We start from the raw sequence: 18,703 nt of genomic DNA on the forward strand, positions 1-18,703 counted from the left end.
TTACCTGTTATTTTTATCTATTTATCAACTATTAAAGTTAATAACGCTTGAACTTGCCCCTGCTTTTTCTTTGTTGTTGGATCATAAATATTAAATGTTGCAGTAGCTGGATAAGATCCTGGATTCAATTTCTGAGATAGAGTTGCTTCTTTGATTTCTTCACCAGGTTGGATAGCGCCTGATTCATAAACTTTTGATTTGTCATTGTCCAAAGTTACCACCACATTTACAGGCTGGGAGTTTTGTGGAGGATTTTGTATCGCTAAACTCCCTTTCATTGTTTCTTTATCAAAATGCGCTTCTGATACGATACGCATATTAAAATTACTCTTATCGACCTTAGTCTGTGCATATTCTAATTTTTCTTTTTCTGTCATTTTGGAAGCATCTTTAGCATCTGGTAAAAAATCTCCTGCTACAACTGCAACTTTTTGTGTTTGCGTATCAAAAAATAATTTATAGGTAAAAAATCCTCCAATAATGAGTAATAATAGTAACAGTATCAACCAAATCAGGCGTTTTTTCTTTTTCTTTTCCTCTTCATTCCTATTCTGCTCTGTCTGCATCTACCCAACTCCTTTAATACTTAAAATAGTTTATTTAGCAGCCATTGAAAATATCAAATTGTAATCTATTAATGCCTTGCTGTTTGTAATAAATGGCCCACTATAAACCCCATCAAAATAAAATTGCTTTTTACTGTTGGTTGTATCCCAATAGGGTTGCAATTCTAATACCGTTGGACTAGTTAAATCACCTAAATTCCAATTAGGAGTAGTTGTACTGGAAATAAGTTTTAATTGTAATTTTTTATCATTGTTTGTTCCTGGAGTACCTGAAACTAAAGTAACCTGATTACTTGAATTCGAAACCATAGCAGTTGGTTTGACATCCATAACTTGATTGCTACTACTCGATATCGTATACAACTTCGTTTGATCGAATTTCAAACCAAGTGTACCTCCCGTTCGCTGATAAGTAAAACTATCATTTAATTTCACTGAACTTGGAAAAACAAACGAACTATATGGATTAATTGTAGCTGTCGTATTTTGCCAAGGTGTATAATAAAAATTTCCACTTGAATCTTTAATCTGTAAACGACCATAAACTCTGTAAGTTCCAGGTAATAGTTGATCTAGCGCGGTACTCGTCGACTGATCTCCAGTAGTACTAGAAATAGAAGGCAAAGTTGTCAAAGCCTTATATACACTTCCATCATAATGTATACTCGAATTACTAGGTGTTGCACTCGCATTCGTATATTTAGAAGCTACAGTTGCATCGTCAAGTATAGTTGTACTACTTGAAACATAGTATTGAGATTGATACGTAAATGTGTTGTCTAACGCGCTAGAAACACCTGTTAAATTACTTGATACTTTACTAGAGCTCGATGCGCTGCTACCCGTAGAAGTAATACCATCAATTTTTACAGCAGGTTTAAAGATAAGTGAATTATAATTTTCAAAACCACTAGTCATTTTAGTAATACTTTTGCTTGGCAATATAAAATCATTTGATATAGTAGGCGAACTACCCAACGTAGTTTTTTGAAAATTATATATAGTATTATTCGCTGTAGAATTGGTAAAACTTAAAGTAGGTGTGTAGCTACCATTATTTAATGCTGATTTACTTGAATCTGTATTTTTAAAAGTTATTTTTGAAGTATCTACAGAACTTATATCAAGGTTCCCAGTTTGATATGGATAGCTATTTGTTAAAAAATTTAAAGACGAATTCTTATTTGCAACAATATTCAGTGTAGTCTTTCCATCAAAAAAATTATTGGAAGATGCGTTAGTACTTCCTGTTTGACTTATTATTTTATAGTCAGCTTGCTCGCCAAAAACAGTACTTGGATCTATATAAGAAAGTCTCGGATCAAAGTAATAAGTAAATTTTGCATTTTCGGCTAATGAAATTATAGCAGATCTACTAGGATAAAACATTTCGGTTTTACCCGATTGAATAAATACTTCGGCATTTGATTCAACATTCATCTGAACACTAGAATAATTCCAAATAAATGCTAAGACTTCGTTAGTTTTTTGTACAATTGAAGTTTTACTATTAGTTTTAAAATTCATAATACCAGTAAATTCTGCAAATTCTTGATTTTGAGAACCCGTATTGGATACTACAAAACTATTATTTCCATAAAAATTTAATACACTGTTAGAACCTGTAACAAAAAAAGGTTGTCCACCAGTTTGGGCATAGTAACTCACATTCCTAATATTCATCGTATTGGATGCACTTGTACTTGTACAAAACCCATAATAAGTACTAATTGAAGAACTTGTGGATCCAAAATTAATATTATTGAAACTAATATTCATATTGGAAGAACCTAAGCTAAAAATCCCCCCCGAAGTAGTTGTACTGCCCGTATAAAGTATTGAAAATTTCCCATCAGTTCCCGAAGTACTCGTTGTAGCACCATCAATAATAATAGAGTTTGTATTATTAGAAAAATCAGCTCCTGATCCTGTTGAAGTAATATTGGCCATCAATTTGATATATACACTCCCAGTATTAGTAGAAGTATAATAAGAAGATGTGCTAACTGTCGTAGCAACTGATTTCATTTCAGTGAAAGTGTTCACCTGAAATGGATTTGCTTGAGTGCCATCCCCGACTATTCCATTTATTACGTTAGCTCTCGTCGCAAATAAACTTGGTTCTACCGTTTTACTTGTTTCTGAGGTGCTTTCAGTATCAATTGTTGTCTCCTCAGTATTACTTGATTCGTATATTGAACCGCTTGTTGTATCTGGACTAGATTTTGTCTGGGAAGTGCCACTATTGATTGAACTGACTGTCGAGCCAATGTCACTTGTCCCAGTAGTGCTCGTAGTACTTTCTTCCCCTTTGACTACCACTGGACTAACCAGACCTAAAACCAAGGTACTTGATAAAAAAAGATATGCTATTTTTTTCATGTTCGTTTGATTCACTTCCTTCCCAAGCTTTTCATCTTAATTAAAATCTGAAAAGAAAAATATTTTTTTGTATTTAAAATTTTTAAATTATAGACTGTAAAAAGATATATCTGAACTCCTAAATTAAATAACGATATTTATTATAATTTACGTTTTTTAATTTATATGAAACAATTGTTCTAACACATTAATTTTATCATATAGACTTAAAGTGGACAATTTTAATAATTTAAAATTGTTACAACAAACAAATAATAACAAATTTTTTTCGAATAGATTTTAATTTTAACGTGTATGTTAAATTTTTTGATAACTATTTTGTCTAAAGAAAAAATAATATTTATCTAATTTAACTTTTTTAACTCTATTGATAATTTAAGACTTTAGCTTTTGATATCCTTCTCTTAAATTTATCTTACTCCTTTTTATACTTAAATACCTTATTAAAAACGTCATTTAAAATAATTAATATAAAAAATTTTAGATTTTATGAGCACAAAAAAACACCGAAACAAAATCGTTTCGGTGTCTTCCTTTATTCTCCTGTTTCCACATCTACCGGTCCGATTTCTTTATTCAAGAAATAAGAGATAATCGTTCGGATCACGACGAGTGCTGCCAACTGGAAGATATCTTGCAGTGTCGGTTTGATGATCGATTCGATGATCCCACCTGCAATCAAGATCTCTAAACTTAATAAAATATAGCCACCGAGCATTTTTTTGATCGCATTGTTTTTTTCGATGCGCATTTGCTTATTCGGGACTTTTTCAAAGGTGAACATAAAGAAATCTTTGGCCGATAATAAAACACCCCAAAGCAACCAAATGATCGCAAATAGTTCCAACCCTTTTACGATATATTCAAAGTAAGACAATATCTGTTCGATCCATTCTGCACTCATTGGTCCACCTCATGTTCTGCTTGCGCTTTTTCTTCGATTTCTTGATTTAAGAAGTATGAGATAACTGTTCGAATAATGACCGTTAGCGCCAATTTTAAAATATCGAGCCACGTTGGTTTTAAGATCGATTCGACAATATCGGCAACAACCAACACTTCTAGACTAAGTAAGATATAACTTGCTAAAATCTTACGCACTTCCGCATTTCGATTGTTCCGCAGTGCATAATTTTTTTTGATCGGTTGATTGAAAAAGATCCCTTTCGCTACTAAAACGATTCCGACTAGCAAGATCGCGATTGAAAATAGATTTAATAAAAATACGAGCCATTCTAATAAGACTCCTGCATCCACACCAAACATAATACGCCCCACCTTCTCTAGTTTCCTTCTATTCTAAAGAAGAATGATGCATTCGTCCAATAACAATCTAGTCACGTTCTTGATCAAGGTCAATGATTTTGGTAGCAATTGTGTCAATAAATCGACTATCGTGTTCGATAAATAACATTGTAGGTCGTGTCGCTAAAATCACTTGCTCTAACTGTTGATGATTGAATACATCAAGATAATTCAGGGGTTCATCCCAAATAAATACATGTGCTTCTTCCAGCAATGAACGGGCAACTTCAACACGTTTACGTTGTCCCATGCTCATCGTTTCAATCGGCTGAATAAAATTCTCACGCTCTAAGCCTAATTTTTTTAGATTATGCAACAATTCTTGATACGCACATTTTTGATTTTCTGCAAATGCTTCTAATGAACCATGGTTGTCTTCGTAAAGCTGCCGGATCAAACTAAATAAAATCCCGTGAGCGCATTTGATTTCACCGATGATCTCCCCTGTGAATGTGCCTAAAATCGCCGCCAGTAATGAAGATTTCCCAGATCCATTTCGTCCAGTGATCGCGATACGTTCCCCCTTTTTTAAAGTAAAACTAATGGGAGAAAACAAGGGAACACCATCGTGAAGAAGTTGTAGATGTTTCACTTCGATCAGCGTTTCATGGTGTGTTGGCTTTGGATGCATCACTAGAGTATCTACTGTTTCGATATCTTTTAACAACGTTTCTTTTTGAATCGCTTGATCTTCGATTCGTTTAACGATCGCCTTAGAACGCTTCATCGTTCTAGCTGCATCCGCACCGACTGCACCTTTGTTGACGCGACGATCTTCACTATCGATAAAGCCTCTTTTGGCCTTTGTTTTATCTTTTTCACGATTTGAAGCCCAGCGTGCTTTTTCAGCAGCGGTTTCTTGTAGACGATAAATCTCTTTTTTTAATTTTTCATTTTGTGCTTGCTCATAAGCATCGCGTTTGGCTTTTTCTTGTTCATAAACAGTGAAGTTCCCTTGATATAACACCAGTTGATGGCGCTCGATCGATACGATATGATCGACGACTTCATCAACAAACTCACGATCATGGCTAACTAGTAAAAATCCTTGTTTCTTTTGCTTCAGATAAGTCGAGACATGTTTACGCGCCTGTTTATCTAAATGATTCGTTGGCTCATCGATGAGTGGAAATTGTGTGTCATCGCTAAATAATAAAGCCAACAATACTTTTGTTTGCTCGCCACCAGATAGGCTATGAAACGGACGCCATAAAATATCTGGGTCGACTTGAAGCAGATTTAACTCACGTTTGACTTGCCATAACTCACTTGGCATCAATTTTTCGATAATAAATTGCGTAAGTTGTGTAGGATCACTTACTGTTTGGGGAAAGTAGACAAATGTTTTTGTGGTATGGATCACACCCTGATAAGGATATTTATCTAATAGTAAGTTTAGGAGTGTCGTTTTACCACGTCCATTGCGCCCGATCAACCCTAATTTCCAATCTGTTTGAATCGTTAGATCGATGTGATCAAATAAGTTTTCTTCTTGTAGATCAAAACCAAATGTTACTTGTTTAAATTCAATTGAAGACATATAGACTCCTATTCTCTTGTCGCATGACAAGCAAACCAGAAGTGCTTTTCAAGTAAAGCGTAAAAAAGAGTACACAAAAAGACCCTCGATCGAAACATTAAGCTTCACTTGAAAATCTGCAGACTCCACCCATTACGTTGTGTGTCTTCTGCAACTTTCATCAGCGGCTTAATTTTTCAATCGACGATCCCTCACTTTAGTCATATTTTGTTAAAGTATAACAAGTTTCAATTCGTTCTTCAAGTTTGAACTAGTCTTTTATTGGTTCAGGATATTTTTTAGCATTTTTTACTAATTTTTCAGCGATAATTTCATCAATATCCATCCCGAGATTGTCTGCTAGCATGTAGCTATAGATCAATACATCCGCAATTTCTTCTTTCAAATGCTCATAATCTTGATTGCCTTCTTCAGCACTTTTCCATTGATAGATCTCTAGTAATTCAGCTGCTTCTAAACTAATCGACAGCGCCAAATCTTTTTCATTGTGCGCTGGGCGCCAATTTCTCGCATCGCGAAATGCATTGATTTTATTCATCGTTTCATTTTGTTCATTGGCCATTCGTAGACGACTCCTTTATTTTTTCAAATTATTTTCAAACTTCTCTTTTAAATAACAGTTGGTTACGATACACTAGTAAACGGAGCATTTCTCATGATTTCATTGTGGTTTTCTCATCAAAATGAATAATCTGTCATTTTTATTTCGTTATTATTTTCAGAATATTTTGTGTTTAATCACAATCGAAGAAAAATAATCCTTATATTTAGTCAGTTTAACAGAAAGTGGTGTTTTATGGAAAATAAGCTACAAAAACAAATGACCTCCAGACACATTACGATGCTCGCTCTTGGTGGCGCGATCGGTGCTGGATTATTTAAGGGAAGTGGTGAAGCGATTGGAATCGCTGGACCATCTGTCTTATTAGCATTCTTGCTTGGAGGGATCGTACTGTTCATCGTGATGAGCGGTTTGGGACGACTTGTCTTACACAATGATAACGTCCACGGTCTATCTGGATTGATTCGTCCGATTCTTGGAAGTCACACTGCCGATTTTATCGATTGGATCTACTGGTCGCTTTGGATGATCAATATTATTGCTGAAGGTGTCGCCGCCGCAAGTTTCTTACAACTGTGGTTTCCCAACATTCCGCAATGGCTATTCGTTTTACTCCTTGCGATTTTAACGACTGTCATCAACTTATACTCCGTTCGTCTATTTGCCGAAACAGAGTACTGGTTAGCCTTTGCTAAGATTTCAGTAATCATCCTATTGATTATCTTCGGTGTCTTTCTAGTTGGAAAAATGGCGATTGCAGAAGGATTGTTCCCAACTGTGCAACACATGAATGCGCATGGTGGTTTTGCTCCAAATGGTATGAAAGGATTGATCAGTTCTTTATTAGTTGTGATTTATTCTTACGGAGGATCTGAGTTGATCGCCATTACTGTAAGTGAAGCTGAAAACCCTAAAGAAGCCATTCCTAAAGCGATCAAAGGGGTAATGGGCCGAATCATTTCATTTTATATTATTCCATTATTTTTACTTTTGATCATCTATCCTTGGGATACACTAGCAAGCAGTACAACAAGTCCTTTTGTGATGATTTTTGAAAAAATGAATTTCCCATTTGCCGCGGATTTCATTAACTTCGTCATTGTATTGGCATTATTCTCATCAATCAACTCTGGTGTATATGCATCATCACGTACGCTTTACTTCCGTTTACAAAATCGTGGTGGTTTTGCCAAAAAACTAACAAAATTAAATCATCATCGTGTTCCACGAAATGCCGTTTTATTCTGTACTGGAACGTTGTATATCGGTGTGATCTTGTCTTACTTTGTTGGTGATAAATTATTCAACTATCTTGTTGGATCAATTTCTTATACTGTATTGTTTACATGGTTATTGATTACGATCGCTGCATTTGTTTTAGCACTGCAACAAAAGAAAATCGGTGCGGTTTCCTTCCAAGCATTTGCGATCATCGTATTGTTCTTGATCTTTATTGGTATTTTGATCAATAATCCAATTACCATCACTGCACTAACTGCAGTACTATATGCCTTCATTTGGTTTAGCTATAAAAAAGAACCAAATACTATAAACTAAACAAAAACGACGATCTCGGATTGAGATCGTCGTTTTTTTAGTTTTCTAAAAATGAACCGCTACGTGTTCGTTGTCCGCGTAATCTGAATGCTGCCACTACACAAGCAATCGCAATAACAACTAGGCAAACGACTACTGTTGTCATAATCGAAGGATACTTTCCATTAAACCCATCCGTTGCCGCTTGATGTTTGATCAAGATTCCTGCATATCCCCAAATCGTGGTGATTCCATAGGCAATATCTAGATTAAACCATGTTGTAAATACGATAATCGCTAGTCCAACGATCAATATCGCAATCGTCCATCCTACTTGATGGTCATTGATAAATGCTAATTTTTTATCCACAAAAAAGGCGATAATATCCGCGATCGTTGCAATCGTGATCCAACCAAAGTAAACACTAAAAGGTAAACGAATCAACCAATAGTCTAATTTCGTTTTCTTAGTACGCGCTAATAATACACTTCCATAGATCAAAGATACCAAAAAGACCAACATAATAATAACCGATAACCCAACATAGAAATACTGCCACGCGAAGATCCAAAGGCTATTACAGATCGATGTTAAAATAAACAACCCTCGTATTTTACGAGCAATCGGCGGATCAGCTAATAGACTCTTTGGTTTTGGTGGTAACCATTGATAAATAACAAATAGCAATAATAGCGTATAGATTACCGACCAAATCGAAAAGGTAACTCCAGCTGGTGCAAATAGATTCGGATAACTATCCGATACTTCTTGTGTCGTGACCCCGTTTAATGGTAACAATACAGCCATGGCATTAACTGCCACCATCACGACGTACATGATCGTGACAAAAATCTTACTTCCCGTTGCGGATGATTTCATCCCCATTTCCCCCTTTAACTTATCATTTGATAAGTCTATGGTACCACGAGTCAAAAATTTACCCAAAAGATTCGCATCCAAAAAAATCAATACTATCGTTATTTAATTATCAAAGTAAATCTCAAGCATATTGCTATACAACTTACTAAAAATAAGTTATATTTATCTCGAATTCGAAATACTTTTTTTCAAAAAGGAGTTTATGATGAATAAAGAACGATATGCGCTTCCACTATATATTCGCTTGCTTCGTACAAGCACTCAACTCGAACATCTAGCGAAACAAGATGTCGTCACTTATGGATTAAATATCACAGAATTTTCCGTGATGGAACTACTTTATCATCAAGGGCGTCACACGACTCAATCCGTTAAGGAAAAAATTTTGATCGCTAGTAGCAGTACTACCTATGTTATCGATCAACTTGTCAAAAAAGGCTATGTCTTACGAGAAAAAAATACACAAGATAAACGCGTGATCGAATTGTGCTTGAGCACTTCTGGTGAACAATTGATGCAAGAAATTTTTCCCAAACATGCACAAACGATTCGCCAAAAGTTTGATGTCTTATCTATAGAAGAAATGAAACAGCTCCAAACCTTATTAAAAAAACTAAACTGAAAAGAGGAACTCTTATGAATAAACAAGATCAATTATTAGGAATCCACCATGTTACAGCAATGACAAGTGATGTCGTACGCAACTATGAATTTTTCACTCAAATTCTAGGCATGCGTTTGGTTAAAAAAACTGTCAATCAAGACGATATTTACACCTATCACACTTATTTTGCCGATGATCATGGTACACCCGGAACTACCATGACTTTCTTTGATTTTCCAAACAGCCAAAAAGGACATGCTGGAACAGATGCTATTACGCGTACAAGTTTTAGAGTACCGTCTGATGCAGCACTAGACTATTACGCTAAGCGTTTTGTTGAACATGAAGTCAGACACGACGCGATCACAACAGACTTTGGTAAACAAGTCCTTCGTTTCTATGATTTTGATGATCAAGCGTATCAATTGATTTCAGACGAACAAAATCAAGGTGTTGCTGCTGGAACACCTTGGAAAAAAGGCCCTGTTCCTAATGAATTTGCCATCTACGGTTTAGGTCCCGTTGAAATGACGATTTCTCAATTTGAAGCCTATGCCTCAATCTTTAAAACTATTTTTGGTTTTAAAGAAATCCAAACAGTAGCAAATCGTACGCTTTATACAGTCGGTGAAGGTGGCAATGGGGCTGAGATCATTTTAGTTGATGATGCAGTCAGTGCGCCTGCTCGTCAAGGAGATGGCCAAGTCCATCATGTCGCATTTCGTTTAGCTCATCGCGATTCCTTAGCCGTTTGGCAAGAAGCATTTGATCAACTTGGTTTACATCATTCTGGCTATGTCGATCGTTACTATTTTGAATCGTTATATGTTCGCATCGGTGCGATTTTAGTTGAATTAGCAACAGATGAACCTGGCTTTATGGGAGATGAACCTTATGAAACATTAGGTGAACGCTTATCATTAGCGCCTTTCTTAGAAAGCCGTCGCACACAGATCGAGCAATCGATTCACCCATTTGACTCTACCCCAAAATAAGGAGGGATCTAGATGCAAGAAATCCAAAAAATCCATCATATTTCAGCGATCGTCGGTGATCCACAAATGACTGCAGATTTTTACCGACATGTTTTAGGTCTACGATTGATCAAAAAAACCGTCAATTTTGATGATCCACATACGTATCATTTATATTTTTCAACACCCTCTGATGACGACGGGATGGTCATGACCTTTTTTAATTGGCCAAATCGCTATGTCGGTCGTATCGGTAGTGGGCAAATCGGTACGATAGCCTTTCGTATTCCGAAAGGTAGTCGTGCATATTGGCTAGATGTATTGAACGCACGTCGTATTTCTGTTCAAGAAACACAATTATTTCATCGACAAACATTAGAGTTTACGGATCGCCATGGGTTAAAATTAGCCCTTGTCGAAACAGATGTACAAAAAGATACGCCAGCTATCATTGGATTTCATGGGAGTGTATTGTTGTCTGAAGATATTACAAAAACAGCAAAAACATTATCTACTTTGGGATTTTCTCTTGTCGAGGACACGACTTTAAGTCAAAAATGGCAACTACTTGGAGCCAGTCAACATGAATTGATTGTCCCAACTCACAGTTTACCAGCTGGTCGATTTGGCGTCGGAACAGTCCACCATATCGCCTTTTATGCAGAAGATGAAACGACACAACTTGCGTGGCAACAAAATTTGATGAACAGAGGCTTTGCCGTGACGGAACAAAAAGACCGTGATTACTTTAAAGCGATCTATTTTGTCGAACCAGGTGGCGTCGTATTTGAGATCGCCACTGCTGGACCAGGGTTTACAGTCGACGAACCTGCAGAAACTTTGGGTAGCCAGTTAAAATTACCTAACCAATACGAACACCAACGTGACGAAATTATGCTACACTTACCTAAATTTACGTAAAGGAATGAGCCTATGCTTACTTTAAATCCAGAAACACTGAGCGACCGTGAAATCTATAAATTATTGATTGGATCGATCATTCCTAGACCGGTTGCAGTAGTCGCTACACAATCTACTAAACAGATTTTAAATATTGCGCCTTTTAGTTATTTTTCGATCGTCAGCACTTCTCCTACTCTTGTTTCCGTATCGGTTCAACGAAAATCAGGTGTAATGAAAGATACTGCCCGCAATCTACTTGAGACAAAGGAAGCCGTGGTCCACATTTTGGATGATTCCAATCTAGATTTGGCTAATGAAACGGCTGCACCTTTAGATCCTGAAACCAGTGAGTTGACTCGAGCTGACTTTAAAACTGTCGCTTCGACTACAATTACGACACCAGGATTAAAACCTGCTAAAGTGCGGTTTGAAACTACACTATATCAACACATCCCCGTAAACACGGATACAGAAATCACAGCAGATCTTTTTTTACTTGAAATCAAAGCTTTTCAAATCGATGAATCGATCTATCATGAAGGAAAAATTGATCCAAGACAACTAGGTGCAATTAGTCGTTTGGCGGGAAATGATTATGCCAACATCGGTGAAATCACTACGATTGCCCGTCCGTTAGAATAAGGAGGAACGTTTATGTTTACGTATCAATTTAGACCTGGAAAATCTGATGCACCAGTTTTAGTCTTATTACATGGAACCGGTGGCGATGAATTTTCTTTACTTCCTCTACATGAGGCATTAGATTCTGAAGCAACCGTCTTAAGCATTCGTGGAAATGTTTTAGAAAATGGAGCACCACGTTTTTTTAAACGTTTAGCTGAAGGAATCTATGACGAAAATGATCTACACGACCAAGGTGAAAAATTAGCTGATTTTTTAGTCACTTTCTTTAAAGAAAACCAGCTTAACTTACAAAACTTAGTCTTTGTTGGTTACTCAAATGGCGCAAATATTGCGTTAAAGCTTTTACTTGATCGTTCTGATTTATTTAAAAAAGGGATTTTATTTCATCCTATGTATCCTGTAAAACAGATTGCAGATCAAGCATTGACTCAATCTGAGGTGTTGGTGACACTCGGAACACACGATCCAATCGTTCCCGTTACGGAAAGTGACCACGTCTTAGAGTTACTAGAAAGCCGTAAAGCTACAGTGACCACTTTATGGACTCCGTCACATCAATTGACCTATGCTGAAGTCGAGGAAGCGAAAAATTGGTTACAAAAAATCACGCATGGATGATCATGCGTGATTTTTTTATGTTGTAAAATAACGAAATAAGTCATATGGCATTGGCTCATTAAATTTAAGATTCATATGAACAACAGACTTATGCGTTCCTTGATTTGTCGGTTTTTCTTCTTGTTTGATCGTTTCATTAACCGGTATAACTTGACCAAGAGCATAAAAGTTCGTACCTTCATCATCTGATTTTTTCACAAACAAATGATAGGTCCAGCCTTCCTCTTCCAGCATGATTCTGACTTCTGGCGAGTTGATACTACGTGGCGCCTTAGTAAACCAATGCATCGTTTCGACATCTAATAATTGATCTTCATATGCCATTTGTGCGCCAGAAAAGGTCTCCCCTTTATTCAACGTCACAAAGATTACAAACTGTTTGCGTTCACGATTATATGTGTACCCACCAACATTTTGATCAACCATCTGTTCTTTCCAACCAAGTAGACGCAAGACATCGCGCCGACGATAGCTTTCATATACCGTGAATGGCTCATGATCGTATCGAGCCGCTTTATGTATCGCGGTCTCAAGAACATCTACAAAAAACTGTCTAAATTGTGAATTGGCTAAAGCTAGTTGAAAGTTTGGGTGTAAGTAAAGCTGCTGCTCTTTTTGCTGGATAAAGGCATATGGTTCATATGTTTTTTTCACTCCACCACGATAAAAGTCCGTCGTTAACGTATCGACAACAGATCGTATCGACCAAGGAACAGCATTTAGAGCGAAGGGTTCAAACACCTTATTTAACTCTTTGACCTCTAATTTTTCAAGAAATAATAATTTTTTTAATATCAATAATTCTTGTTTACGTTTACCTGATAATAATTCTTGTGAGAAAAAGGTAAAATAGCCTAGCATCTTTTCTGGAAACGTCAGTTTGATCTCTTTGATTTTTAATAAAAATTGTGGATAGTTCTTATATTTATCTGTAATGACTAACGGATCCATGATCCCACTTTGTTCGAGATCCAATAATGTTGGAATTCGGTTTAAGCGTTGTTTCACTTGGATGTAAAGTTCGCGTAATTCTCTCATGCCATCTAGCTGCGCGCGATCGATCGCTTCAAATACACGTTGTTTTGCGATCTCTTCAAAATTAATCATCGAAAGGCCTGTTAAGTAATTCGTTTCAACAGTATCTTTACGCAATCGTTCTTTTACCCGGCTGACATCGCCTGATAATGCCATCGGAATCATATAATTGTTTTGATAATTTCCAATAAAATCAATGACCGTGACAAATTCTTTTGATGGATCTTTTCGCAATCCACGTCCAAGCTGTTGCACAAAAATAATATTGGACTGTGTCGCACGCAGCATAATCACTTGATTGATTTTCGGAATATCGATCCCTTCATTAAAAATGTCGACTGTAAAAATATATTCCAATTCATTTTTTTCAAGTCGCTCAATTTCCTGTTCACGTTCTTGTATCGTATGAGAACCAGTCAAAAAACTTGAAGGATGGCCCAAATCGGTAAATTTCCCACTTAAGACTTGCGCTTCCTCTCGCGAACGACAAAACACTAGTCCTCTTGGAACTAAATCATCGCAACCATAATAAGCTAATTTTTCCAATAAAAAATGACAGCGATCATCCATCGTCAAACGATCTAGCGATGTCTTATCGTCTACTAATTCACCCTCGATTTCATAATCAGTTACGCCAAAATAATGAAATGGACACAGGAGATCTTCAGCTAAAGCATCTTGTAATCTGATTTCGTAAGCTACGTTGTAATCAAATAATTCAAAAATATTAAAATTGTCTGTTCGTTCAGGTGTTGCGGTCATTCCTAAGAGAAACTCAGGTTCAAAATAGTCCAACACACGTAAATAAGACTCTGCTCCAGCTTTATGGACTTCATCGATCAAGATATACTCAAACTCATGTGCTTTGAACAAGGCTAGATTTTCAGGTTTGGATAAAGTTTGAACTGTAGCAAATACATACTTTGCCGTTAGCTCTCGCTTATTTCCAGAAAATATTCCAAAATCTTGAGCTTGCCCTCCAATTACTTTTTTAAAAGAAGCTTGCGCAGCTCGTAAAATTTGTTCACGATGCACCACAAATAGCATTTTTTTAGGCTTTACTTGTAACACGTCAAATGCAGCTAAATAAGTTTTTCCTGTTCCAGTTGCAGAAATGACTAACCCTTTTTTAGCTCCAGTTGCACGTAGTTGGGTCAAACTTTCCAAAGCAGCTTTTTGCATACGATTTGGCACGACATATTTTTCATTTGGGTCAATTATCTTTAAATCTTTGATCTTTTTCACTTGTTCTTGCTCGTATACCTTTTGATACGCCAAGATCCACTCTGTTGTCAGCAATTGCGCTTTTTGCCACTCCTCATTGAAATGGGTCACCAATTGATGCAAGATTTCTCCATTTTCTTTAGAAGTCAACAGGACATTCCATTCATAATTTTGTTTCAAAGCTTGAAGCGTCAGATTAGAACTTCCAATAATAAACGACGTATGCTCTGCTTGTTTAAATAAATAGCCTTTCGCATGAAATCCTGGTGTTTCTGAAATACGTACGTCTAGATTAGGGATACGCAATAACGCATAAAAAATCTCGGGAGCATTGAAAGCTAGATACGTAGAAGTTAACAATCGGCCTTTTTTTCCATGTTGATATAAATCTGCCAGCTGTACTTTTAAAGCATTTAAACCACTTTGTGTGATAAACGCCACTGAAAAATCAAACGTTTCACACTGAGATAGCTCTTCTTGCAATACGTTAGCTAAAAATTCTTTTTTCTCCGGCTGATTGATGATCATCTTCGGCACGTAGCGACTCGTCAAAATTTGTCGATCGATAAATCCCTTCTGCAATCCTTCTTCTAACGTAGCCATCACTCGACTCCTTGTACTTTTAATTTTTCGACTGCTGGAATATCCGCAGGTGCAAAAACAAACTGATCCAATTCTTCTGGCGTCACCCAATCAATTGCTGTATGTTCCATCAACATCGGGGTACCAGCTATTAATTGACATCGATATGTCGTCAATTCTACTGTCCCAAAATCATAAGCATAACGTGTGCATTCAAACACTTCTTCCTCTACTTGTACTTGGATCTTTAGTTCTTCAATGATCTCTCTGATCAAAGCTTCCCGAGGTGTTTCATGCATCTCGATTTTACCACCGGGAAATTCCCACATATTTTCTAAAGATCGTCCTGGTACTCGTTGTGCAATCAAAATTTTCCCCTCTTCAATCAAAATCGCGCCAACCACTTTTATCACTTTTTCCATCATTATCTACTCTTCTCTTAGTTTACTTTTGTATATACGATATGATCTACCCATTCACCATGTTCAAAGATAAATCCCTTACGTATGCCCTCACACTCCATTCCAATCGATTTTGCCAATTGTTGTGAAGGAAGATTGTCTAAATTAATATGTGCTTCGATCCGATGATACCCTAGTTCTTTTTGCCCAACTGCTAAAGCAACTGTCATCGCATCTTTTCCATAACCTTTGCGCCAATATTGATTATGAATCGTATACCCTACTCTAGCCCACTGGAAATCTTCTCGTAGTAACGTTGTAAAATCAATTGCACCAAGATGCTTCCCATCAGAATTGCGAAAGATACCAAAAACATAGGTATCGTCTGTTTCAGCGAGTTTTTGCTGGCGCATAATGAGTGCATCAAACCATTCAGGTGTACATTCGCTCATATCGATTGCCCCTTCGTCATATGGATGCTTCGCTGGTTGGCGTTGTAAAAATGAATCTAACCAATTATTGTAATCCAAACGATTTAATGGACGGATCGTAACCAACTTGCCACTGCTTTTAGTTGTAAACATCTTTATCCTACTTTCTTTTTCTTCTAGAATAGCATATTCTAAAAGTAGAAGACAGATCCACGAAAGGAAGATCACTATGGAAAAAAAGACGTCCAAACAGATTCCCTTGACCGAATTATTAGACCTTTATAACTCAGTAGGTTGGTATGCCTATACAACTGAACCAGAAACACTAAAGCGTGCGATCGAACAATCCCTTGTTGTACACACGCTGTGGGACCACAAAAAATTAATTGCCCTCATTCGTGCTGTTGGAGATGGTGAAACGATTCTTTATATCCAAGATCTTTTGGTCCATCCAGAATATCAACGCCGCGGATATGGCAAAACGCTACTAGAAACCGTAGTAGCGGACTATCCTCATGTCCGTCAAAAAGTATTACTAACGGATGACAGTACAAAAACACAAACATTTTATAACGCAACCGGATTTGAAGAAGTCGGTACACAGCAAATGCGTGCTTTTTATCGCGAATATTAAAAACGAGCAGCAAAATGGCTGCTCGTTTAATTTCCTTTACTTTTCCATTTATGATTATCTTGACGTTTTTCAGCTCGTTGACGATTCACGATCGGCAATGTCCCAAGTGCTGCCCCAATAATAATCATTCCAACATTTAACAAGAATAATTCGCCTGCATGTAAGGCAATCGACCAAGAAGCGTTTGCTAATCCAAATCCAACAGTCGCTAAAGGTGGCATCAAAGAAGCCGCGATGGCTACTCCAGGTAAGATATTGCCTGAATCTTTCTTAGCTGAGCCAATAATTGCAGCTAAGCCACCAAAAAAAGCTACAATAGCGACGCCAAGCGTAATGCTCGTACGACTTAAGATCGCTTCATTGACCGTTGCATTTTGCATAACAAGAAAATATCCAGTCGATGCAACCAAACTAATGATCAATTGTAACCCTAATAATAATACGCCTTGTTTGATCATTGTAAATTCCCGTCGAGTGATACCATAACCGACTCCTAATAAAGGACTCATCAACGGTGAAATGAGCATTGAGCCTACAATAATCGGTGAATTTTCTTCCGCTAATCCCACACTAGCGATAACGACAGCACAAAATAAAATAGCTAAATCCGGCCAATCAAAATTAAGATTACCTGAAATATGCTTATGTAAAGATTCTGAACGAACTAATTGACGTTCTTGATGTTTTGCTTTGTCCATATCCTCTCACTCCTTTTTATTTAGTTTAAAAAAGTATAACAAAAAAATAACAATAATGAGCATAATTTAATCCAATAAAAAAACACCAGCTACATAGCTGGTGTTTTTTTTCTATCCTTCAAATTCAGCTAAAATAGCACGAACTTCAGCAGTTGATTTGGTATTCATCAATTGCACACGTAAATCATTTGCACCAGGAAATCCTTTAACGTAGATTTTAAAGAAGCGATGTAGACCTACGATCGAACGTGGAACAAGTTCTGAATATTTGTCTTGTAGATCTAGCTGTAATTTTAATAGATCTAGTAATTCTTTTGATGAATGCTCTTTTGGCTCTTTCTCAAAAGCAAAAGGATTCTTAAAGATTCCTCGACCGATCATGACCCCATCGACACCGTATTTTTCAACTAATTCTAAACCAGTTTTACGATCTGGAATGTCACCATTGATCGTAATCAACGTCTGTGGTGCGATCTTATCTCGTAATTCGACGATTTTAGGGATCATATCCCAATGTGCTGGGTATTTACTCATTTCTTTACGCGTGCGCAAATGAACAGATAAATTCACGATATCTTGTTCTAATAAATGTGTGATCCACCCTTCTAACTCATCGATCTGTTCAAAACCGATCCGTGTTTTGACACTCACTGGAATCCCACCAGCCTTGGCTGCTTCGATCAATTCTGCTGCCATATCTGGTCTTCTGATCAGTCCACTACCTTTTCCACGCTCGGCTACATTCGGTACTGGACATCCCATATTGATATCAAGGCCTTTAAAGCCCATTTCAGCCATTCCAATACTCATCTCACGGAAAAACTCTGGTTTATCGCCCCAAATATGCGCGACAACGGGTTGCTCATCCTCAGTAAATACTAGTCGTCCACGGACGCTATCTTTACCATCTGGATGACAGTAACTATCTGAATTCGTAAATTCGGTAAAAAAGACATCTGGTGCGCCCGCTTCTTTCACGACATGACGAAAGACGACGTCAGTCACGTCCTCCATGGGTGCTAAAATAAAAAAAGGCTTTGGTAATTCGGCCCAAAAATTTTCTTTCATGTATATGCTCCTATCTCTACTTGCTCACAAACATCTCTATTATACTAATAACTTAGGAAACATTCAAAAAAGCCGTTTAAAAAAGACACTTCCAAAAAGGAAAGTGTCTTAAAAG

General features: G+C 37.0%; 19 protein-coding genes. 7 read left to right on the plus strand and 12 right to left on the minus strand.

The features are described from left to right. Window positions 1–17: 17 nt before the first annotated feature. From I573_RS05655 to I573_RS05680, 6 genes are all read right to left on the minus strand, one after another. Window positions 18–566: a hypothetical protein gene (locus I573_RS05655; protein ID WP_016186626.1), complete on the minus strand. Its 549-nt coding sequence runs from the start codon at window positions 564–566 to the stop codon at window positions 18–20. 30 nt (window positions 567–596) lie between these two features. After that, the gene (locus tag I573_RS05660; protein ID WP_245555068.1) at window positions 597–2,948 is read right to left on the minus strand and encodes a hypothetical protein; all 2,352 of its coding nucleotides are present in this window, start codon (window positions 2,946–2,948) and stop codon (window positions 597–599) included. Between the two features lie 535 nt (window positions 2,949–3,483). Next, window positions 3,484–3,852: a DUF1622 domain-containing protein gene (locus I573_RS05665; protein WP_016186624.1), complete on the minus strand. Its 369-nt coding sequence runs from the start codon at window positions 3,850–3,852 to the stop codon at window positions 3,484–3,486. Then, window positions 3,849–4,214, minus strand: a complete 366-nt coding sequence (locus tag I573_RS05670; RefSeq protein ID WP_016186623.1) for a DUF1622 domain-containing protein — start codon at window positions 4,212–4,214, stop codon at window positions 3,849–3,851. Before I573_RS05670 ends, I573_RS05665 begins: the two co-directional genes overlap by 4 nt. Before the next feature lie 67 nt (window positions 4,215–4,281). Then, a complete protein-coding gene (gene abc-f / locus I573_RS05675; protein WP_016186622.1) occupies window positions 4,282–5,793 on the minus strand; it encodes a ribosomal protection-like ABC-F family protein in 1,512 nt (503 codons plus the stop codon). Between the two features lie 250 nt (window positions 5,794–6,043). Next, window positions 6,044–6,355: a nucleotide pyrophosphohydrolase gene (locus tag I573_RS05680; RefSeq protein WP_016186621.1), complete on the minus strand. Its 312-nt coding sequence runs from the start codon at window positions 6,353–6,355 to the stop codon at window positions 6,044–6,046. A gap of 234 nt (window positions 6,356–6,589) precedes the next feature. Here I573_RS05680 and I573_RS05685 point away from each other — a divergent pair, with 234 nt between their 5' ends. Continuing rightward, window positions 6,590–7,912, plus strand: a complete 1,323-nt coding sequence (locus I573_RS05685) for an amino acid permease (protein WP_016186620.1) — start codon at window positions 6,590–6,592, stop codon at window positions 7,910–7,912. Window positions 7,913–7,949: 37 nt separating this feature from the next. On the opposite strand, the gene I573_RS05690 is transcribed toward I573_RS05685, so the two are convergent. After that, window positions 7,950–8,771 carry a hypothetical protein gene (locus tag I573_RS05690; protein ID WP_016186619.1) on the minus strand — a complete coding sequence of 274 codons (822 nt, stop codon included), beginning with the start codon at window positions 8,769–8,771 and terminating at the stop codon, window positions 7,950–7,952. A gap of 205 nt (window positions 8,772–8,976) precedes the next feature. Between I573_RS05690 and I573_RS05695 the strand changes: the two genes are divergently transcribed. Genes I573_RS05695 through I573_RS05715 form a run of 5 tightly spaced genes read left to right on the plus strand, consistent with a single transcriptional unit; the run spans window position 8,977 to window position 12,515 of the window. Continuing rightward, the gene (locus I573_RS05695; protein ID WP_016186618.1) at window positions 8,977–9,393 is read left to right on the plus strand and encodes a MarR family winged helix-turn-helix transcriptional regulator; all 417 of its coding nucleotides are present in this window, start codon (window positions 8,977–8,979) and stop codon (window positions 9,391–9,393) included. A gap of 14 nt (window positions 9,394–9,407) precedes the next feature. Then, on the plus strand, window positions 9,408–10,370 hold the full coding sequence (locus I573_RS05700; protein ID WP_016186617.1) for a ring-cleaving dioxygenase: 963 nt from the start codon (window positions 9,408–9,410) through the stop codon (window positions 10,368–10,370). A 12-nt stretch (window positions 10,371–10,382) separates the two neighbouring features. After that, window positions 10,383–11,270, plus strand: a complete 888-nt coding sequence (locus tag I573_RS05705) for a VOC family protein (RefSeq protein WP_016186616.1) — start codon at window positions 10,383–10,385, stop codon at window positions 11,268–11,270. A gap of 12 nt (window positions 11,271–11,282) precedes the next feature. After that, window positions 11,283–11,894: a flavin reductase family protein gene (locus tag I573_RS05710; protein WP_016186615.1), complete on the plus strand. Its 612-nt coding sequence runs from the start codon at window positions 11,283–11,285 to the stop codon at window positions 11,892–11,894. Between the two features lie 12 nt (window positions 11,895–11,906). Then, the gene (locus I573_RS05715; protein WP_016186614.1) at window positions 11,907–12,515 is read left to right on the plus strand and encodes an alpha/beta hydrolase; all 609 of its coding nucleotides are present in this window, start codon (window positions 11,907–11,909) and stop codon (window positions 12,513–12,515) included. A 15-nt stretch (window positions 12,516–12,530) separates the two neighbouring features. On the opposite strand, the gene I573_RS05720 is transcribed toward I573_RS05715, so the two are convergent. From I573_RS05720 to I573_RS05730, 3 genes are read right to left on the minus strand one after another with little or no spacing between them, the layout of a single operon-like run. Then, window positions 12,531–15,377 carry a DEAD/DEAH box helicase gene (locus tag I573_RS05720; RefSeq protein WP_016186613.1) on the minus strand — a complete coding sequence of 949 codons (2,847 nt, stop codon included), beginning with the start codon at window positions 15,375–15,377 and terminating at the stop codon, window positions 12,531–12,533. Further along, on the minus strand, window positions 15,377–15,781 hold the full coding sequence (locus I573_RS05725; RefSeq protein WP_016186612.1) for a (deoxy)nucleoside triphosphate pyrophosphohydrolase: 405 nt from the start codon (window positions 15,779–15,781) through the stop codon (window positions 15,377–15,379). Before I573_RS05725 ends, I573_RS05720 begins: the two co-directional genes overlap by 1 nt. A 14-nt stretch (window positions 15,782–15,795) precedes the next feature. Next, a complete protein-coding gene (locus tag I573_RS05730) occupies window positions 15,796–16,341 on the minus strand; it encodes a GNAT family N-acetyltransferase (protein WP_016186611.1) in 546 nt (181 codons plus the stop codon). Between the two features lie 76 nt (window positions 16,342–16,417). Here I573_RS05730 and I573_RS05735 point away from each other — a divergent pair, with 76 nt between their 5' ends. Next, on the plus strand, window positions 16,418–16,822 hold the full coding sequence (locus I573_RS05735) for a GNAT family N-acetyltransferase (RefSeq protein ID WP_016186610.1): 405 nt from the start codon (window positions 16,418–16,420) through the stop codon (window positions 16,820–16,822). 26 nt (window positions 16,823–16,848) lie between these two features. On the opposite strand, the gene I573_RS05740 is transcribed toward I573_RS05735, so the two are convergent. Both I573_RS05740 and I573_RS05745 read right to left on the minus strand, forming a co-directional pair. Beyond that, window positions 16,849–17,520 carry a DUF389 domain-containing protein gene (locus I573_RS05740; RefSeq protein WP_016186609.1) on the minus strand — a complete coding sequence of 224 codons (672 nt, stop codon included), beginning with the start codon at window positions 17,518–17,520 and terminating at the stop codon, window positions 16,849–16,851. 111 nt (window positions 17,521–17,631) lie between these two features. Continuing rightward, a complete protein-coding gene (locus I573_RS05745; RefSeq protein WP_016186608.1) occupies window positions 17,632–18,588 on the minus strand; it encodes a tRNA dihydrouridine synthase in 957 nt (318 codons plus the stop codon). Window positions 18,589–18,703 lie beyond the last annotated feature (115 nt).

The sequence above is a fragment of the Enterococcus sulfureus ATCC 49903 genome (assembly GCF_000407605.1).
Lineage (GTDB): Bacteria > Bacillota > Bacilli > Lactobacillales > Enterococcaceae > Enterococcus_G > Enterococcus_G sulfureus.